Source organism: Lederbergia ruris (assembly GCF_018332955.1).
Classification (GTDB): domain Bacteria; phylum Bacillota; class Bacilli; order Bacillales; family Bacillaceae_C; genus Lederbergia; species Lederbergia ruris.
In genome coordinates this window covers 1-18,968 of record NZ_BORB01000001.1, presented here as the reverse complement: position 1 = coordinate 18,968, position 18,968 = coordinate 1, and the positions used below count along the sequence as shown (strand labels likewise).

Below are 18,968 nucleotides of genomic sequence, written 5' to 3'. Positions count from 1 at the left end.
TTGCTTTCATCCATGGGTTTAATGAATAAATGAAAACAACCTTGGCATATGATGGTAATAAGAAAAGCGGAGGCGTTTGCCAGGGGCGACAAGCAAATGTTCCTAAATCTTGGAAGGGTGTTTTTTCCCTTCCAAGATTTAGGGATATTTGACCTCGAGCCCCTCACGCCTGTTCAGCTGCGTACAAACTTTAAAGTTAAGGATGAAAATTATGAGAAATACTTTAAAAACACTTTTTGGAACATTACGATTACTCGCCTTGCTTATTGGATGCACGATTCTCTTCTATTATGGTATTATGTGGATAAATCAAGAATATGAAAATTATCGGCGTTATGATGAGCCGGAAGGAAGTGCGGTAAAGGCCTTTCAACCAGAAAGTCAAAGAAGTGATGCCTGGTTTTCGCGCCTAATCCTTTTTTACCAGAATGGAGAGTAATGGTTGTGCAAGATGAGATGCAGGATTTTATCCACTTTATGACAGTAGAAAAAGGATTGTCCCAAAATACGATTGTTTCGTATAAACGAGATTTAAAACGCTATTTGGAATATTTACAGCAGGTAGAGCAATTAAAGGCATTGAATGATGTGACTCGTATCCATATTATTCAATTTTTGGCTTTTTTAAAGAAAGAAGGAAAGTCCTCGAAGACATTAGCTCGACATATTGCATCCATTCGAGCTTTTCATCAATTTCTATTAAGGGATAGAGTAGTTGATCATGATCCATCTGTCCATTTGGAAACACCCAAGATGGAAAGGAAATTACCTCAAGTATTAAGTTTCCAAGAAGTTGAAAATTTGCTGAATACGCCTGATCTCACAACTTCTTATGGTATAAGGGATAAAGCTATGATGGAATTACTTTATGCTACTGGGATCAGGGTAAGTGAGCTAATCAATTTAGATTTGGATAATGTCCATTTAACAATGGGGTTTGTTCGTTGTATCGGTAAAGGGGATAAGGAGCGAATTATTCCTCTCGGTCAAATGGCTTCAGATGCTGTTGAATACTATTTACGAGAATCTCGACCTCGACTCAGAAAAACAAAATATAAAACAGAAGCTCTGTTTCTGAATCATCATGGAAATCGACTGACACGCCAAGGCTTTTGGAAAATCATTAAAAAGTTAGCGATTGATGCTCATATTGAAAAGGATCTTACTCCTCATACTTTGAGACATTCCTTTGCTACCCATTTGCTAGAAAATGGGGCTGACTTAAGGGCAGTACAAGAAATGTTGGGACATGCTGATATTTCAACTACACAAATCTATACACATGTAACAAAAACAAGGTTGAAAGATGTTTATACAAAATATCATCCACGGGCTTAAGAAACGATAGCATAAAAAACCGCCTAGGCGGTTTTTACTTTGGATTTAAAAGGGTATGTTAAAAGTATAAATGTACTTTTGTAGGAGGAATAGGCATGGACTATACAACATTTAAAAAGATTCATTTAATTGTACTCGATTCTGTTGGAATAGGGGAAGCACCTGATGCAGCTGTTTTTAACGATGAGGGGGCAGATACATTAGGCCATATTGCCGAAAAAATGGATGGTTTGACATTACCGAATCTACAAAGCTTTGGTTTAGCGAATATAAGAAAAATTAAAGGAGTAGATCCTGTAGACAAACCACTCGCGTTTTATACAAAGATGCAAGAGGCATCAAATGGAAAGGATACGATGACAGGGCATTGGGAATTAATGGGGCTCGTGACAAGTCACCCTTTTAAAGTCTTTCCAAACGGTTTTCCTGAGCTGCTAATTACGGAAATGGAGAAAGCCTCAGGACGATCTGTGATTGGAAACATCCCAGCAAGTGGAACGGAAATTATCGAAAGACTTGGGAAAGAGCATATGGAAACAGGAGCTTTGATTGTGTATACTTCTGCTGATTCAGTTTTACAAATTGCGGCTCATGAAGAGATCGTTCCATTAGAAGAGTTATATCAGATTTGTGAAAAAACGAGACAGTTAACCTTAAAGGAAGAATTTAAGGTTGGTCGTGTCATTGCTCGTCCTTTTGTTGGTGAACCGGGTAATTTTCAACGTACCGCCAATCGTCATGATTATGCCTTAAAACCTTTTGCACGAACAGTGATGAATGAATTGAAAGATGCTGGATTTGATGTAATAGCGCTTGGGAAAATTCATGATATTTATGACGGAGAAGGGATAACAGAATCGATTAGAACAGAGTCCAATATGGACGGAGTTGATAAGCTCTTGCAAACAATGGGAAAAAATTTCACAGGTCTAAATTTTATCAATTTAGTTGATTTTGATGCGAAATTTGGTCACCGCAGAAATCCCAAAGGTTATGGGCAAGCACTGGAAGAATTTGATCAAAGAGTTCCTGAAATAATCGATCAAATGGGTGAAGAGGATCTATTAATCATAACAGCAGATCATGGAAATGATCCAACCCATCATGGGACAGATCATACAAGAGAATTTGTACCCATGTTAGCCTACTCAAAGAAATTATCCCACGGGAAAGAGCTTCCAATCCGAAAAACTTTTGCGGATGTAGGGGCAACCATTGCAAGGAACTTTAAAGTGAATTGGAAAGGGAAGGGGACAAGTTTTTTAGAGGATTTACAAAACATAGAATAACATTGATACAAATCCCTGCCAAGTTGGGAAAAGCTCGAAAAGTTATTTTCGGGCTTTTTCTTTTTGTCTTTGTATAAATCCATCCAAGCTGGGAGAGAATGGATTTATGGAAAACATTTCCGGTGGAGGGATTGATATGAAAAAAGTTGTAACCATGTTTGTTGCATTATGTTTAATTCTTTCATTATATTCAGGAGCTGCATTTGCTGAAGAAAAGAAAACGGAGCTTGCGGAAGATTCGAAATCAGCAATCCTAATTGAAAGAGATACTGGGACGATTTTATATGAGAAAAATAGGGACGAAAAATACTCTCCTGCTTCCATGACAAAAATTATGACCATGTTATTAATTATGGAAGCCATCGATTCTGGGAAAATAAAGATGGATGAGAAGGTCACAACAAGTGAGTATGCAGCCTCAATGGGTGGTTCACAAATTTTTCTCGAACCTGGCGAAGAGATGACGGTTAAAGAGCTTTTATTAGCTATGGCAATTGCCTCGGCTAATGATGCCTCTGTCGCATTAGCTGAGAAAATCGCAGGAAGTGAAGAAGCGTTTGTCGATATGATGAATGAGCGCACAAAGGAGTTAGGCTTAAAAAATACTCATTTTAAAAACACGACAGGTTTACCAATAGAAGATCATTACAGTACAGCCTATGACATGGCGATCATGGCAAAAGAGCTGTTGAAGCATGAAGAAATTACAGACTTCACCAAAAATTATGAAGCCTATTTAAGAGAGGATAGCGATAATAAATTTTGGCTAGTGAACACCAATAAACTAGTAAAATTTTATCCTGGTGTGGATGGCTTAAAAACTGGATTTACAAGTGAAGCGAAGTATTGTCTAACTGCTACAGCAAAAAAAGATGGGATGCGTGTGATTGCTGTAGTCTTTGGTGCACCAACATCGAAAAGTAGAAATGCACAAATAACCAAAATGCTCGATTATTCTTTTTCTCAATATGCCACTCATCCCTTATATGAAAAGGGAAAAACGTTAGAAAAAGTGAAAGTGAGCAAGGGCAATAAAAAATATATAGAAGCAGTAACAGGGGAAAACGCTTCGGTTCTAACGAAAAAAGGAGAAAAGTTAGATAAGCTCACGGAAGAAATAGAATTGAATGAGCAGATTAAAGCCCCCCTTAAAAAAGGAGAAAAGATTGGCGTTTTGAAAGTAAAGAAAGATGGGAAAGAGCTAGTTGAGGTGCCTTTAGTTGCAAAGGAAAACGTAAAAAAAGCTTCTTGGTGGCATCTGTATAAACGAGCATTTGGATTGTTCACAAAAATAGATTAGTGACAAGATATCTTTTTACTCCAACACACCGAGAATTTAGCCGATGTTCTGCTTATAACCTGGGCCAATCAAAGGTTAGAACGCCTTTCTTTGTCAAAGAACATTCTTGTCGCCGATAGGCGGATGCCTTGCGCTTTTCTTAAATAAATTGCCGAATTTCTTCTAGTTTTGTCATTAAGAAGGAATTAGAGGGATAAGAGTAGAAATGACTCATTATACTTCTATATGCGAGGAGGATTAGGCAATTGAGTTTAAATATTGAATTGGATGTTAGACAAGACGTACTATGTGTGCGGCTATCAGGAGAACTAGATCATCATACAGCAGAAGATTTAAGAGGAAAAGTTAGTGAAACAATTGAAGCCTATGACATTCACCATATTGTGTTGAATTTGGCGAATCTCACTTTTATGGACAGTTCTGGACTGGGCGTCATTCTGGGAAGGTATAAGCAAATTAAGCTAAAGAATGGTGAAATGGTGGTATGCGCCATTTCGCCTTCAGTGAAGAGGTTGTTTGAAATGTCGGGCATATTTAAAATTATGAACCTGGAAACCTCGGAACAATTGGCTTTAGAAAGATTGGGGGTTGCATAAAATGAGGAATGAAATGCAACTACAATTTAGTGCATTAAGTCAAAATGAATCATTTGCTAGGGTCACTGTGGCCGCCTTCATTGCCCAACTAGATCCGACGATGGATGAATTAACAGAAATTAAGACCGTTGTTTCTGAAGCTGTCACGAATGCTATTATTCATGGTTATGAACAAAATCCGGCAGGAATTGTCTATATTTCAGCTGCCATTGAAGATGAAATGATTGATCTCGTTATCCGAGATAATGGGATTGGCATTGATAATGTTGATGAAGCAAGACAACCTCTTTTTACAACCAAACCTGAATTAGAAAGATCAGGTATGGGCTTTACCATTATGGAAAACTTTATGGACAAGATAGAAGTAGAATCACAACCAGGTTCAGGCACCACGGTCCGTCTAACAAAATATGTAACGAAAAACAAAGCGTTATGCAATTAAGGAGCCGTGCCTATGGACGTGCAATTAAAAAAAGAGGCAAGAAAGGGCTTTTTGAGCGATTCGGAAGTTAAGGATTTCATTAAGAAAAGCCAAGAAGGCGATCAACACGCAAGAGACATTCTTGTTGAAAAAAATGTTCGACTTGTCTGGTCTGTCGTTCAACGATTTTTGAATCGAGGCTATGATCCGGATGATTTATTTCAAATCGGTAGCATTGGTTTGTTAAAATCCATTGATAAGTTTGACCTTTCTTATGATGTGAAATTTTCAACTTATGCCGTTCCAATGATTATTGGTGAAATTCAACGCTTCATTCGGGATGACGGAGCTGTGAAAGTAAGCCGATCTATTAAGGAACTAGGAAACAAGATTAGAAAGGCAAGGGATGAGTTGGCGAAAAGAGATGGAAAAGTACCAACGATTTCCGATATTGCTACTTATTTAGATGTTTCTCAAGAGGAAGTATTAATGGCTCAGGATGCTGGAAGATCCCCAACCTCTATTCATGAGACTGTTTATGAAAACGATGGGGATCCCATTATCTTAATGGATCAGATTTCTGATGAAAATGATCACAAGTGGTTTGATAAAATTGCATTAGAGGAAGCGATCAGAGGACTGGATGAACGTGAAAGATTAATTGTTTATCTCCGGTATTATAAAGACCAAACACAATCGGAAGTGGCTTCACGTCTAGGGATATCTCAAGTTCAAGTTTCACGTCTAGAAAAGAAAATATTAGATCAAATGAAAGAACATATGGATGCCTAAAATGGGGCACCCATATGTTCTTTTTTTAATACCGTTACTTTGTATGAAAGTTGAATTTTACCACATACTAAAAGCTAGAAAGAAGGGAAGCATCGGCAATCCGTAAGAAGCAGGATAAGGGTTTGAAGGAGGGTCTCATTTTGAGCAAACTTAGCCAAGAAAAGATGATGAAGATTGATAAGAATCCTGATGTAATCGAAAAGTATTTTGAAGATAGAGTAGGTCTTGGAACGAGCTTTGATCTTGATGTAAGAAAATTAGTCATTTTAAAGAAAAAAGTTCATTTATATACTGTGAATGGTCTTTGCGACTCCATAATCATTACTCAAATTCTGAAGGAACTACAAAAACTTAACGATACCGAAAAAACGACATCGAAGCTGTATGAGTTAATTGAAAATAGAATAAGCAATTCATCTGTTCAGCCCGCAAAAACAATGGATGAGATGGTTGACCAAGTATTATCAGGCCTTATGGCTGTTGTTGTCGAAGGAGCGGACAGGGCTTTAATTGTCGATGTACGTAATTATCCCGGTAGACAGCCTGAAGAACCAGACACGGAAAAAGTAGTGCGTGGTTCAAGGGATGGCTATGTTGAAAATATTGTAGTCAACACAGCCTTAACGCGAAGAAGAATTCGTGATGAACGATTAAGATTTGAAATCATGCAGACCGGAGAAAGGTCTAAAACAGATATTGCCATTGGCTATATTAAAGGAGTTGCTAATCCAAGACTTGTTCATACCATTCGAAAAGAATTAAAAGCTATTGATATTGATGGAATCACAATGGCTGATAAAACGATCGAGGAATATTTAATGAAACAAGGCTATAACCCTTATCCACTTGTTCGCTATACGGAAAGGGCGGATGTAGGTTCCATTCACTTGCTGGAGGGTCATGTTTTAATCTATATTGATACATCACCTAGTATTATGATCACGCCGACAACTTTATTCCATCATGTTCAACATGCCGAGGAGTATCGTCAATCACCTGCAGTCGGAACCTTTGTGAGATGGACTCGATTCTTGGGAATTTGGGCATCCATTTTCCTTTTGCCACTATGGTTTCTATTTGTAATGGACCCTACCCTTTTGCCAGATCAATTAGATTTTATCGGACCAAATGAACAATCACATATTCCATTACTTCTGCAATTACTGATTGCCGATCTTGGGGTAGAGTTTATGCGGATTGCCGCTATTCACACTCCGACACCACTATCAACGGCGATGGGATTGATTGCTGCTGTATTAATTGGGGAAATTGCAGTGAATGTCGGTTTATTTCAGGCAGAAGTGATTCTCTATGTTTCAATTGTTGCCATTGGGACATTCTCCACACCAAGTTATGAACTTAGCGTAGCCAATAAAATGGTTAGAATGCTTTTATTAATATGTGTCGCTCTTTTTAAAGCACCAGGTTTCATTATTGGCTGTACTCTTTATATCATCTTTTTAGCCCAAAGCAAACCGTTAGGTGCTCCATATTTATGGCCGTTATTACCGTTTAATCCGAAAGGTTTATTTAATATTTTGCTTAGAAGACCTGTTCCCGGCGCCGTGCTTCGTCCAAGCGTTGTTCGGCCGCAAGATCGATTCCGTCAACCGCCAAAGCCTTGACTGGGGCCATTGCATAAATATTTAGATTATGATAAAGTAATTCTACTTATCAGGAAAAAACGATCGTCGTTTATACAACCGTTATGGTTATTTTTAAGGTGGGGGAAAAATGCATTTATACGGAACAGCTGTTATTAATCGACTGGGGCATTTAGAAATTGGTGGGGTAGATACCGTAACACTTGCCGAAAAATACGGTACACCTCTTTATGTATATGATGTTGCTCTTATTAGAAATAGAGCAAGAGCTTTTAAAAAGACATTTGAAAATATGGGAGTCAAAGCACAAGTGGCTTATGCAAGCAAAGCTTTTTCTACGGTGGCGATGATCCAACTTGTTGAAGAAGAGGGGTTATCTTTAGATGTAGTTTCTGGTGGGGAATTATTTACAGCCATCAGAGCAGAATTTCCTAGTGAAAGAATTCATTTTCATGGAAATAACAAAAGTGAGTCTGAATTAAAAATGGCCTTAGATTATCGCGTTGGTTGCATTGTGGTTGATAATTTTCATGAATTGTATCTACTTGCCCAACTTTGTGAACACCGGCAACAGCAAGTGAAAATTCTACTGCGTGTGACGCCAGGTATTGAAGCACATACTCATGATTACATCTTAACTGGGCAAGAGGACTCCAAATTTGGGTTTGATCTACAAAATGGGCAGGCTGAAGAAGCTCTTACGTATGCTATAGAAAATCATTACTTGGATGTACTTGGGTTGCATTGTCATATTGGGTCGCAAATTTTTGAAACAACAGGATTTAAATTAGCCGCGAGAAAAATTCTAGAAAAATTAGCCGAATGGAACACCTCATTTCGTTTTAAAGCAACGGTATTAAATTTGGGAGGGGGCTTCGGAATTCGTTATACAGAGGAAGATAGCCCATTAGCTCCTGAATCGTATGTTACTGAGATGATTGATGAAGTGAAAGCTGAAACAGATAGGCTTGGATTGGATTTACCAGAAATTTGGATTGAGCCAGGTCGCTCGATGGTAGGAGATGCAGGAACAACTTTATATTCAGTCGGTTCGCAAAAGGATGTACCAAACATCCGAAAATATTTAGCTGTAGATGGAGGCATGACAGATAATTTAAGGCCTGCTCTTTATGATGCTAAATATGAAGCCATCTTGGCTAATCGTGCAAACGAGGAATCGAAGGAAAAAGTATCGATTGCCGGAAAATGCTGTGAATCTGGAGATATGCTCATTTGGGATTTACCTTTACCTGAAGCTTCTCCCAATGATATTCTTGCTGTATTTTGTACAGGTGCTTATGGGTATTCCATGGCGAACAACTATAATCGCATCCCAAGACCACCAGTTGTTTTTGTCGAAAATGGGTTAAGTCAACTAGTCGTAAAAAGAGAATCATATGAGGATTTATTACGATTAGATTTGTCTTATGTTGCAAAGTCACGAATGTAAACCCGCAGATTGCGGGTTTTCTTAAAGTGGCATAAATTTTTGGAGTTAGTACTCGCGCATAGTCCGTAGCTTTAAAGACAGAGGCTCACCAAAATCCGAAACCATCATTATAAAGTGTGGAAGCGATGACAGAGCTTGCTACTGGAGCAGGATGCCTTGTTTTTAGCCATACATTTTTATACAGGCTATTGCATATTTTTTGATAAAGTGAAACTTTTTTGTCAAATTTTCGTCTATATAAGTATAAAAGATATGAATTCGGGAAATACAGTGTTTGCTACCTAATTTTAACAGTTCAAGATTAGAATCATTTGCTTAAACGAACCATAGCCAGTACAATGAAACCATGTTATAAAGACATAATGTAAAGTTAAAGGATTAAGGGGTGTGCATTCTTTGCGCAAAAGGAATATCACTTTATTTATTTTGATCTTAATTGTAGCTGCCGTATGGGGTATCCTATATTGGGTCTTTATTGCACCAAATGTTCGGATTACCAAATGATAAGTGAACAAACTTTCCCGATTCAGTTATAATGCTTTGTGCAGTTTGCCAGCAGGAAATAAGAAAATGAGGGATCTGTTATGTTAATTCGATACAAGAAAGCCTATGAAAAGATCGCGATGGGCCTTCTTTCCTTTATGCCGAATGAGAAGGATCTGAAAAAGCTCCAAAATACAATGAAAACATATGAAACGGCAGACAATTGGCAATTGTTTTTATGGAAAGATGAGGATATTACTGGCTTAGTAGGCGTAGTTCAAATGGATGATGTAGTTGAAATTCAACATATTTCCGTTAATCCTTCCCATCGACATGAAGGCATTGGTACAAATATGGTGAAATCGCTAAAGCAAATTTATCAGGATAAGAAAATTATTCCTACTGATTATACTGCCAGTTTTTTTGAAAAATGTGAAAATACGGATGAAGAAAGCTCGGACATGTCCTAAACCGAGCTTTTAAAAAACTAATAAAGAAATGTTAAGTATTTATTTTTCATTATACGGGGGGTTAAAGTGGATATTAATTTCTCCTATCAAAAACCTGACGATCCGTTACATATTAGTCATCGTAAACGAGACACAAAAAACGCTATGCCTGAATATCATACCCATGTTGATCATTATGAAGTATATTATCTAATAAATGGAAAACGGAAATATTTTATTAACGATAAAACATATTATGTAAACCCGGGAAATCTAGTATTTATTAATAAAGGAGTGCTTCATAGGACTTTCCATGTTGATGACTATGAACATGAAAGACTATTAATTAATTTTACTGGTCAATTATTTGAAAGTGAAAAAGATACCTGTTCTTCTCTTTTACAATCAGTTTTCAATCAAACCTTAATTATTCAGCTTAATCGTCATGAACAACAGGAGATTGAATATATATTATTTAAAATGATTCATGAAATGCAAAAAGGAGAAACTGGTTTTGACCTTTTTTTGAAAACGTTGTTAATTCAACTACTGATCTCTTCAGTTCGTTATTTAAATAGAAATACGGCCGATACCCAAGAATTTACAGGAAGTGTTTATCATAAAATGACGGATATCATCCACTATATTAATAAACATTACCACACTCCAGACCTCACACTTGACTCTGTAGCAAATGAGTTTTTTATCAGTTCTTATTATTTAAGTAGAATTTTTAAAAAGGCGACAGGCTTCACCTATAGTGAGTATTTAAATCATGTACGGATTCAAGAAGCACAAAGATTATTGCGAGAATCCCATATGAAAGTAATTGATATTGCAGGGAAAGTAGGCTTTAATAGTTTAACTCATTTTGGTAGAGTGTTTAAAAACCATACACGTTATACCCCTTCCTATTATCGTAAAATTCATAATAAATAATTTTATCGTGAATGCGTTTACATATATCCAGAACAAAATATGTTGAGGTTTTTATAACCCGGCAAAATATGTTGAGCAGAGTACGTCGGATTGCTTTTAAGCTAATAAAGAGAGAGAGTTTCATAAGAAAAAAGCAGGTAAAGGAGAGAGGAATGGATGAAAACGAAATTTGGATGCTGTCTTATTCTTGGATCATTTGTTCCACAATCGAGTGGGGAAAGTGTAGAGATGGGGAAAGTGGAGCAACTACGCGATGGCCTTCAGTTGTTAAAGGAAAATGGATATGATTTTGCAGAATTGACTGTTCAATTTCTTACACAACTGTCAGAGGAGGAGTTTCATGAGGCGAAACAGGTAATCCAGCAAACATCTCTAAATATCCCTGTCTGTAATAGTTTTATTCCTCCACAATTAAAAATTGTCGGCCCGAATGTATCCATTACAGATTTAGATGATTATCTAGATTTGGCAATGAGGCGAGTCCATGAAATTGGGGGAGAACAAATTATTTTTGGAAGTGGGGGAGCAAGGACCATTCCAGACGGCTTTTCCCAAACGCAGGCATACGAACAAATTAAACAGTTTTTATGTCGCTGTGAAACATATAGCGCAAAATATGGGATTACCGTCGCGATTGAACCACTAAATAAAACAGAAAGTAATATCATCAATACAGTAAAAGAGGCCATGTCATTAGCAGAAGAAGTGAACTTACCACATATCAAGGTGTTGGCGGATAGTTATCATATGGATTTAGAGAAAGAATCCTTCACTATTCTAAAGCAAGCGATAAAGGATGAATGGCTTGCTCATGTCCATATTTCCGATCGGGACAGGCGATTTCCGGGGGAAATAAACGGGGAAGAAGCAATGGATTTTTCTAAGCTTTTTCGTGTTTTACAAGAGGCAAAATACAAAGGCTTGATTTCAGCAGAATGTAATGCGGCTTCTCTCGTAGATGTAAGCGCCTTATCCTTGCAGTTTGTAAAAAATACTTGGTCGAGCGTTGAGGGAGGTCTAGCGAATGTCCAATCAAATTGAATTAAAAGTAACAGCGGGAAACCATGATAGAAAATATTGTCCCGTTTCGTTTCAATTATTAAAAACATCATTACCATTATCCGAATTAATTTTGGCCAATGTTCGAATGTATGATAAGAGTGGTAAAGCAATTGCTGTACAGTGTGAGGAAACAAAAGATTCCATTGTATTATATTGGTTAATCGAAGAATTGGCTGCACAGGAAACAATGATTTATACCGTTGATTTTAGTGAGGGAAATCAAAAAGATCAGTTAAAGAATGTTGAAATATTCGAAAGGGAAAATCAGTTTGATATTTTGATAGATAGTGAGCTCGCAACCTCTTATGTCATGGACCCGGAGCTTGCTAAACCTTATCTTGGTCCGGTTATTGGACCAAACGGACAGAGTTATACTCGGCTTGACTTTGAGACGACTGAGCATCCGCACCATCGGTCGATCTGGCTTGGAATTGGTGATGTAAATGGCGTAGATGCTTGGAATGAACGACCAGACTATGGAAAGCAAAAGATTAATCATATCCAAGAAAAATATGCTGGGCCAGTCTTTGCAAGAATCTCAACCGAAGTGGAATGGACAAATTTTAAAGGACGCTCCCTTATGCATGACCATCGAACAATTACCATTTACAATACGCCAGCCTCCGCTCGTATTATAGATCTATCGTTTACGCTTAGTGCAGATTATGGAAGGGTTGAACTGGGAGCAACAAAAGAAGCAGGACCGCTTGGGATCCGTGTTGCTGAAACGATGAGTGTTGATCATGGTGGAACGATTGTCAATGCTTATGGTTCTATAAATGAAGAAGAGTGTTGGGGAAAAAGTGCACCATGGTGTGATTATTATGGAAAAGTGGGGGGAGAAACTCTCGGAATTGCTACGTTTGAAGACCCGCAAACAACTGAATTCCCTACGTACTGGCATATCCGAAATTATGGGCTAATCGCCCCGAATAATCTCTATTTTCGAGGTGGTCAACTATTAAGAAAAGGCGAATCACTTACTTATCACTACCGGATTTATTTTCATGAAGGAAACACACAAGAAGCGTTAGTTGCTAATCGCTATCAAGACTTTATCCACCCACCTAAAGTGGAAGTGATAGAAAATAATGAATGAAGGAAAGGATCAATACAGGCTAAAACTAAACTATCCGGCTTCATGGTGGAAAAATATGTGGAGAGAGGCTCTGCCTTCTGGAAACGGTAAGATCGGTGCAGCTGTTTATGGTGGAATTAAAGACGAAACGATCCTAATCAATCATGAGGAATTATGGCATTTAGGAAAAAAAGATGAAGTTCCTGATGTCAGACATACCCTTGCAGAAACAAGAAAATGGATGTCTCAGGGGAAGTATATGACTGCTAGTTGGAATTTAACGAATGCCTTAAAGGAAAAAGGGTATAAGACGCGTTTAGCTTCTAGGTTACCACTTGGCGCATTGAAGGTAACAATGCCATGTGAACATGCCTTTAAAAATTACGGAAGAGTACTTAATATGGAAACAGGTGAGGTATCGGTCAAATGGAGGGATGGCCAGAAAATATATGAGAGAAAATTATTTGTCTCCAGAGCAGACGATCTCATTGCTTATGAAATTACATCCAATCGCGCATCGATTCGGGCGGATGTTTATTTAGCTCTTCATGAGAGTGAGGGGGGGAAACTTTCAGACCGAGTCCCATTACTTGTTGAGAGTGCTGAGGGGAAAGTAAAAGCTCCATATTATTACTATGCAACCAAAAATGAGGACGGAACTGATCTTGGGGCTGTTCTGCGTGTCATTCCAACTAACGGTCAAATGAAAGAAGGACAAGGCTGCCTTCAACTTATAAATACAGGGAAAATTCTCATTTTGGTAAAAGTATTCGTCAAAGGGGAGCGCCAAAAGGATTGGAAAAGATTGACAGAGGAGTTAGCTAATATCGAGTCTAATTATCATAAACTACTTACTCGACATGTAGAACTTCATCGTCCTCTATTCCAATCTGCAAAAATTGAATTAACGGCTCATGATAATCCGCGATCAAATGAAGAGCTTCTTCTCGAAGCTTATAGTGGGGAAGCGCCGACTACTTTAATTGAAAAAATGTGGGCATATGGAAGATATTTATTTATTTCAGGAACTAGACCAAAAGGTCAGCCATTTGGCTTATATGGTCTGTGGTTTGGGGATTACCGATTAATGTGGGGCCATCATATGGCGAATGAAAACATTCAAATGATGTACTGGCACAGTAATGTTGGTGGCTTAATCGAATTTACACCTGCTTTATTCGATTATTATGATCGGATGATGGAAGATTTTAGAAGAAATGCTCGTCATTTATATGGTTGCCGTGGAATTTTTATTCCAGCTGGAACGACCCCCGGTATTGGGGTTCCCAATCAGGTGGTACCCGTTATTATGAATTGGACAGGTGCAGCGGGGTGGCTAGCAAAGCATTTCTATGACTATTTTTTATTTAGCGGTGACCAAGTCTTTTTAAAAGAGAAGGCCTTGCCCTTTATGCGAGAAGCGGCCCTGTTTTATGAGGATTTTCTTGTGCTTGGTGATGATGGATTTTATAAGATCTATCCATCAGTTTCACCAGAAAACACACCGGAAAATCATATGCCAAAAGACGGTCAACCACTGGCACATCCAATGCCAACAACGATTAATGCTACTGCTGATTTTGCGATCATAAAGGAGTTATTATCCCATCTCATTGAAGGGAGTAGAATAGTTGGCGGGAAAGCATTAGATAAAATTGACCAGTGGGAAGCAATGTTAGCAAAAATTCCTGATTATCAAGTAAATGAAGATGGAGCGATTCGTGAATGGATGCACCCAGATTTTGCTGATCGTTATGAACATCGTCATTTGTCTCATATTTATCCGATTTTTCCAGGTCAAGAATTCACGCGGGAGGATAACCCTACCTTGTTTACGGCTTTTGAAACGGCTGTTAAACAGCGATTAATTGGTGCGCAAACAGGATGGTCGCTTGTCCATATGTCCTCTATATACGCACGAATGGGAGATGGGGATAAAGCCCTTGAATGCTTAAATATTTTAGCACAATCCTGTCTAATGAATAATTTCTTTACCTTGCATAATGATTGGCGAGATATGGGCATTTGTATGAACTCGCAAACGGCTCCGGTTCAATTGGACGCGAATTTAGGATGGATTAATGCAGTACAGGAAATGCTCATTTATGTTTCTTCTTCGCTCGTAAAATTGTTACCCGCTCTTCCATCAAAATGGAAACAAGGTAAAGTCGAGAATCTTTGTTTTACAACGGGGAAAATATCATTCTCTTGGGACGTAGAGGCAAAACAATTTTTGGGAAAGATAGTGGCGCAAAGGGAAACAGCAATAAGAATCGTATTACCTGAATTTTGTCAGTATAATTTCGAGAATCTCCATGCCAATATTAGAGTGATAGATTCTAATTGTTTGGATATTAAGTTAAGTAAAGCAGAAGTTTTGATATTGCATTCAGTATAAATTCTAAAAGAATGTTAAAAAGCAAAGGAATAGAAAAAGAAGGGCAATATTTATTGAATGATTTATTTTGAACAAATAATGTGGAGCAATGTGAAGCTCCTTTTATTATACTGTTTGTAAGCGCTTTATGAGAATGAAGGGGTGGTCAATGAATGAAAAGTTGGACAAAAAATGGATTTATCTTGCTGTCAATACTTTTTTCTCTATTTTTAGTTGTTGGTTGTTCATCTTCAGGAAGCAGCAAAGAGTCGGTACCTTCCGACCAATCTACTAGTAGTGATCAAGGACAAGATCAACAGGAAGAAAAAGCGGACGAATTAGAACCAGTCATTCTACTCATGATGACACACTGGGGAGATGAGCAATTTGAGACGTACTTTAAAGAACCTGTAGAGGCCAAATTTGATCACATTACATTAGAACATGTGCAATCACGCTGGGATGAAATTGAGGAGAATGTGTTTGCTAAGCAGCTTTATCCTGATTTAATTATGACGAGTGTAAGTGCCGAATATCTAGAGATGGATTTATTACTTGATCTTACACCATATATTGAAGAAACCAACTTTGATTTAGATCGACTAGAACCAAGTATCTTAAACTATTTAAAGGATCAATCAAATGAAGGAGAATTAAATGGGCTTCCACTTATCCGTCCAGAGTATGCGCTTGTTTATAACCCTGATATATTTGATTTATTTGGGGTTGACTATCCAACAAATGATATGACTTGGGATGAGGTAATTGAGCTTGCTCGTAAAGTAACAGGGGATATGGGCGGCGTGCACTATCGTGGACTACATCCAGGTAACTTTGACTTTATGATGAGACAAACTGAAACTCCAAAACTAGTGGATCCAGATACTCATGAACCGATTATTGATAAAAATGATGCATTCAAAATATATTTACAACGGTTAGAAGAAATATATAGCATCCCAGGTAATTCTTTTGATTCCGTGGAAGACATGAAAGATGTTAGAGGCGTGGACCTAATGAGAAAAGGACAACTTGCCATGGCGGCAGACCGAGCATTTGCAGGTGCTTATGTAGGGGCAGCTGTCGAGAATGGATTGAATTTTGACTTTGTCACGTATCCGCGCTGGGGAGGAGAGTTTGGTGATTATGGACCGAATGAACCCGGGAATGGAATTGTGGCAACGACAACCTCAAAACATCCTAGAGAAGCCTTCCGTGTAATAGAGTACTTATTAAGTGATGAATATCAAATGATCAAGTCTGAAAATGGGGATCTTCCCTCAGTCGTAACACCTGAGGTACGTGAGGCATTCATGAAAGGGCATGAACATTATGAAGATATATTAAAGGATAAAAACTTAGCAGCCATTACGGATGCAAACCCCGCCCCTCTACCGCGGATTTCTCAATATGAAAGTGAGATTATGGAAGGAGTCGATTATCGAGAGGGGATCTTTGAAGGAAAAGATATTAATACAATTATTCGAGAGATGCAAGATAAAGCCGAAGGAAACGCGAAAAGCGTATTATCTAAAAACTAAATTACCATACGACTGTCAACGTCAGGGGAAAATGTCCCTGCCGTTGATTTTTGCTTAAAAGGAATATTTTTAGAAAGAAACTATATCTACCTTTATTTTGTTTCGAGATCTCCGCCAATTATGCTTCTTTAAAATTTGTACAGGTGTGTTTATATCGGCATTTCCCCAGCTCATTCCCTGTTTTCGGCAATAGGATTGGCACAAAGTAAATAATTTTTTATCTTTAATGGGGAAATTTATCGCCTTGTAGGGACACTGTTTACTCATTATTTTATTGCTCTCAATTAATATTTTGATGAACTCTGGATAGTGAATGCCTAGTTGGTCGATCTCTACTTGTTTGTCTTTTAATAAACGGATGGCTTTATTCATTAATTTAACAGCACCCTTTCTATTCCCGTACCGATAATGGTAATAACTAACAGCTACCTGAATGAAGCCGACCCAAATTGAACTTCGCTCCATTCCGTGATCCTTCCAGTACTCCTCTAGAACTTCATGACATTCAAAATAATCTCGATCTGCATGGAAATGGTACAGATATTTTATATAGGATAAAGGAAAGTCCAAAACGATCGTCCCCTTTCGATTATATGACGTGTTTTATAATAATAATGAATAATTGCTTTTAAATATAGTTTAACATTGGGAGAAAAACAAAAGTAGAGAATCTTGTTTTTTCCACTATCACTGTTATATGATAAGAAAGAAAATCAAGAAAAAATGTGACTAAATTTGGTGATAGAATGGAGTATCAAGTAAAATTAGAGAAGTTTGAGGGGCCGCTTGACCTTCTTTTACATTTAATTAATCGATTGGAAATAGACATTTATGATATTCCTATGGCCGAAATTACTGAACAATACCTAGCATATGTACACACTATGCAGGAATTGGAATTAGATGACGCTAGTGAGTATTTAGTGATGGCGGCAACGATGCTTTCGATTAAGAGTAATATGCTTTTGCCCAATCATGATCAACCTGAAGAAGATTACATATACGAAGATGAAGACCCACGTGATGAATTAGTGGAACAGCTAATCGAATATAAGAAGTTTAAAGAGGCATCTGTTACATTAAAAAACAAGGAAGCTGATCGAAGCCTTATGTATACAAAGCCACCTTGTGACTTATCGGAATATACGGGTGAGGTAGGTACAGAACCGATCCTGGGGGATGTGACTTTAGCAGATATGCTTGGTGCGTATCATAAATTGATACGTAGAAAAAAATTGCAAAAGCCACTGCAAACGAAAATTAGTTATCAGGAAATATCGATTGAGGATAGAATGACTGAAGTTTTACAACAATTATCAACGCAAGCGAATCGCATTAGTTTTTACGAGTTTTTCCCATATGAAGATAAAGAGCATGTGGTGATTACTTTCCTGGCCATGTTGGAATTAATGAAGCGCAATGAAATTATTGTGGAACAAACAAATATGTTCGGTGATATTTTTCTATCCTTGCGAAAGGAGCTTGTCGCTAGTGGAGGAAGATAAACAGTTGGGAATCATAGAAAGCCTGTTGTTTGCCGCGGGGGATGAAGGATTGTCGGTCAAACAGATTGGGGAAGCCATGGGGATATCAGAGGAAAAGGCTCTCCAATTATTGGAAATTCTTAAGAATAGGTATGAGGAAGATGTGGCAAGAGGAGTGACCATTGTTGCCTTTGCAGAAACATACCAACTCGCGACCAAAAAGGAGTTCTCTGATTACCTAAAAAAACTTGTTGAAAGTCCTAGTAGCTCTTCTCTCTCTCAAGCAGGTCTTGAAACATTGGCGATCATTGCCTATAAACAACCTATTACAAGGGTTGAAATCGAAGTGATTCGCGGAGTGAAAACGGAAAGGCCAATTCAAACGTTAGTTTCTAAGGGACTGATAAAGGAAGTGGGGAGAGCAGAAGGAACAGGAAGGGCTAAATTATACGGAACAACCAGTGAGTTTCTAGATTATTTTGGACTAAAGGACCTTCAAGAATTACCTGAACTTGAGGAAATCTCGAATGATAGCCCTGCTGAGGAAGATGAAGCGGATTTATTTTTTTCATCCTTTAAAGAGCAAACAGAATAGACGACAAAAAACTGTTGATATATCAGCAGTTTTTTTTATGTCTGCGTGCCCAGCAAGCCGTTAATTGCTAGTTGGTGGAAGTCCAACCTGAGTAAGTGCCAAGACGCTCAGTAGCTGACAGGCAACTGGTGGAGAAATCCTAAGGTTGAAGCCCTGTGACAAAGTAACTC

General features: G+C 38.0%; 18 protein-coding genes. 17 read left to right on the top strand and 1 reads right to left on the bottom strand.

The features are described 5' to 3' along the window. The first annotated feature begins 211 nt into the window (after positions 1-211). The 15 genes from KI363_RS00090 (at position 212) to KI363_RS00020 (ending at position 16,719) form a co-directional block, all read left to right on the top strand. Positions 212-439, top strand: coding sequence for a YqzK family protein (locus KI363_RS00090; RefSeq protein ID WP_158323078.1), 228 nt, complete (start codon positions 212-214; stop codon positions 437-439). Next, on the top strand, positions 439-1,338 hold the full coding sequence (xerD, locus tag KI363_RS00085) for a site-specific tyrosine recombinase XerD (protein WP_373306688.1): 900 nt from the start codon (positions 439-441) through the stop codon (positions 1,336-1,338). The genes KI363_RS00090 and xerD overlap by 1 nt, the downstream gene beginning before the upstream one ends. 95 nt (positions 1,339-1,433) lie before the next feature. Continuing rightward, positions 1,434-2,627 (top strand): phosphopentomutase, encoded by a 1,194-nt coding sequence (gene deoB, locus KI363_RS00080; RefSeq protein WP_212964792.1) that lies wholly within the window; start codon positions 1,434-1,436, stop codon positions 2,625-2,627. Between the two features lie 136 nt (positions 2,628-2,763). Continuing rightward, positions 2,764-3,927, top strand: a complete 1,164-nt coding sequence (locus KI363_RS00075) for a D-alanyl-D-alanine carboxypeptidase family protein (protein ID WP_158323080.1) — start codon at positions 2,764-2,766, stop codon at positions 3,925-3,927. A 245-nt stretch (positions 3,928-4,172) separates the two neighbouring features. After that, positions 4,173-4,523 carry an anti-sigma F factor antagonist gene (spoIIAA, locus tag KI363_RS00070; protein WP_158323081.1) on the top strand — a complete coding sequence of 117 codons (351 nt, stop codon included), beginning with the start codon at positions 4,173-4,175 and terminating at the stop codon, positions 4,521-4,523. A gap of 1 nt (position 4,524) precedes the next feature. Next, entirely contained in the window at positions 4,525-4,965 is a 441-nt protein-coding gene (gene spoIIAB / locus KI363_RS00065) for an anti-sigma F factor (protein WP_158323082.1), read from the top strand. Between the two features lie 12 nt (positions 4,966-4,977). After that, complete coding sequence (sigF, locus tag KI363_RS00060; protein WP_158323083.1) at positions 4,978-5,736, top strand: RNA polymerase sporulation sigma factor SigF; 759 nt, start codon at positions 4,978-4,980, stop codon at positions 5,734-5,736. A gap of 164 nt (positions 5,737-5,900) precedes the next feature. Next, positions 5,901-7,361 (top strand): spore germination protein, encoded by a 1,461-nt coding sequence (locus KI363_RS00055; protein ID WP_212965049.1) that lies wholly within the window; start codon positions 5,901-5,903, stop codon positions 7,359-7,361. A gap of 109 nt (positions 7,362-7,470) precedes the next feature. Beyond that, the gene (lysA, locus tag KI363_RS00050; RefSeq protein ID WP_212964790.1) at positions 7,471-8,790 is read left to right on the top strand and encodes a diaminopimelate decarboxylase; all 1,320 of its coding nucleotides are present in this window, start codon (positions 7,471-7,473) and stop codon (positions 8,788-8,790) included. Between the two features lie 584 nt (positions 8,791-9,374). Continuing rightward, positions 9,375-9,743: a GNAT family N-acetyltransferase gene (locus KI363_RS00045; RefSeq protein ID WP_158323085.1), complete on the top strand. Its 369-nt coding sequence runs from the start codon at positions 9,375-9,377 to the stop codon at positions 9,741-9,743. Between the two features lie 66 nt (positions 9,744-9,809). Further along, entirely contained in the window at positions 9,810-10,661 is an 852-nt protein-coding gene (locus KI363_RS00040; RefSeq protein ID WP_158323086.1) for an AraC family transcriptional regulator, read from the top strand. Between the two features lie 156 nt (positions 10,662-10,817). Continuing rightward, complete coding sequence (locus KI363_RS00035) at positions 10,818-11,702, top strand: sugar phosphate isomerase/epimerase family protein (protein ID WP_158323087.1); 885 nt, start codon at positions 10,818-10,820, stop codon at positions 11,700-11,702. After that, entirely contained in the window at positions 11,686-12,822 is a 1,137-nt protein-coding gene (locus KI363_RS00030) for a DUF6807 domain-containing protein (protein WP_158323088.1), read from the top strand. Before KI363_RS00035 ends, KI363_RS00030 begins: the two co-directional genes overlap by 17 nt. Beyond that, complete coding sequence (locus KI363_RS00025; RefSeq protein WP_212964788.1) at positions 12,815-15,199, top strand: glycosyl hydrolase family 95 catalytic domain-containing protein; 2,385 nt, start codon at positions 12,815-12,817, stop codon at positions 15,197-15,199. Before KI363_RS00030 ends, KI363_RS00025 begins: the two co-directional genes overlap by 8 nt. Before the next feature lie 152 nt (positions 15,200-15,351). Further along, positions 15,352-16,719: an ABC transporter substrate-binding protein gene (locus KI363_RS00020; RefSeq protein ID WP_212964786.1), complete on the top strand. Its 1,368-nt coding sequence runs from the start codon at positions 15,352-15,354 to the stop codon at positions 16,717-16,719. Between the two features lie 69 nt (positions 16,720-16,788). Here KI363_RS00020 and KI363_RS00015 read toward each other — a convergent pair whose 3' ends face one another. After that, positions 16,789-17,289 (bottom strand): DUF309 domain-containing protein, encoded by a 501-nt coding sequence (locus KI363_RS00015; protein WP_212964784.1) that lies wholly within the window; start codon positions 17,287-17,289, stop codon positions 16,789-16,791. A gap of 176 nt (positions 17,290-17,465) precedes the next feature. Between KI363_RS00015 and KI363_RS00010 the strand changes: the two genes are divergently transcribed. After that, positions 17,466-18,224, top strand: coding sequence for a segregation/condensation protein A (locus tag KI363_RS00010; protein WP_158323092.1), 759 nt, complete (start codon positions 17,466-17,468; stop codon positions 18,222-18,224). Beyond that, positions 18,211-18,798: an SMC-Scp complex subunit ScpB gene (gene scpB, locus KI363_RS00005; protein WP_191967520.1), complete on the top strand. Its 588-nt coding sequence runs from the start codon at positions 18,211-18,213 to the stop codon at positions 18,796-18,798. The genes KI363_RS00010 and scpB overlap by 14 nt, the downstream gene beginning before the upstream one ends. Positions 18,799-18,968 lie beyond the last annotated feature (170 nt).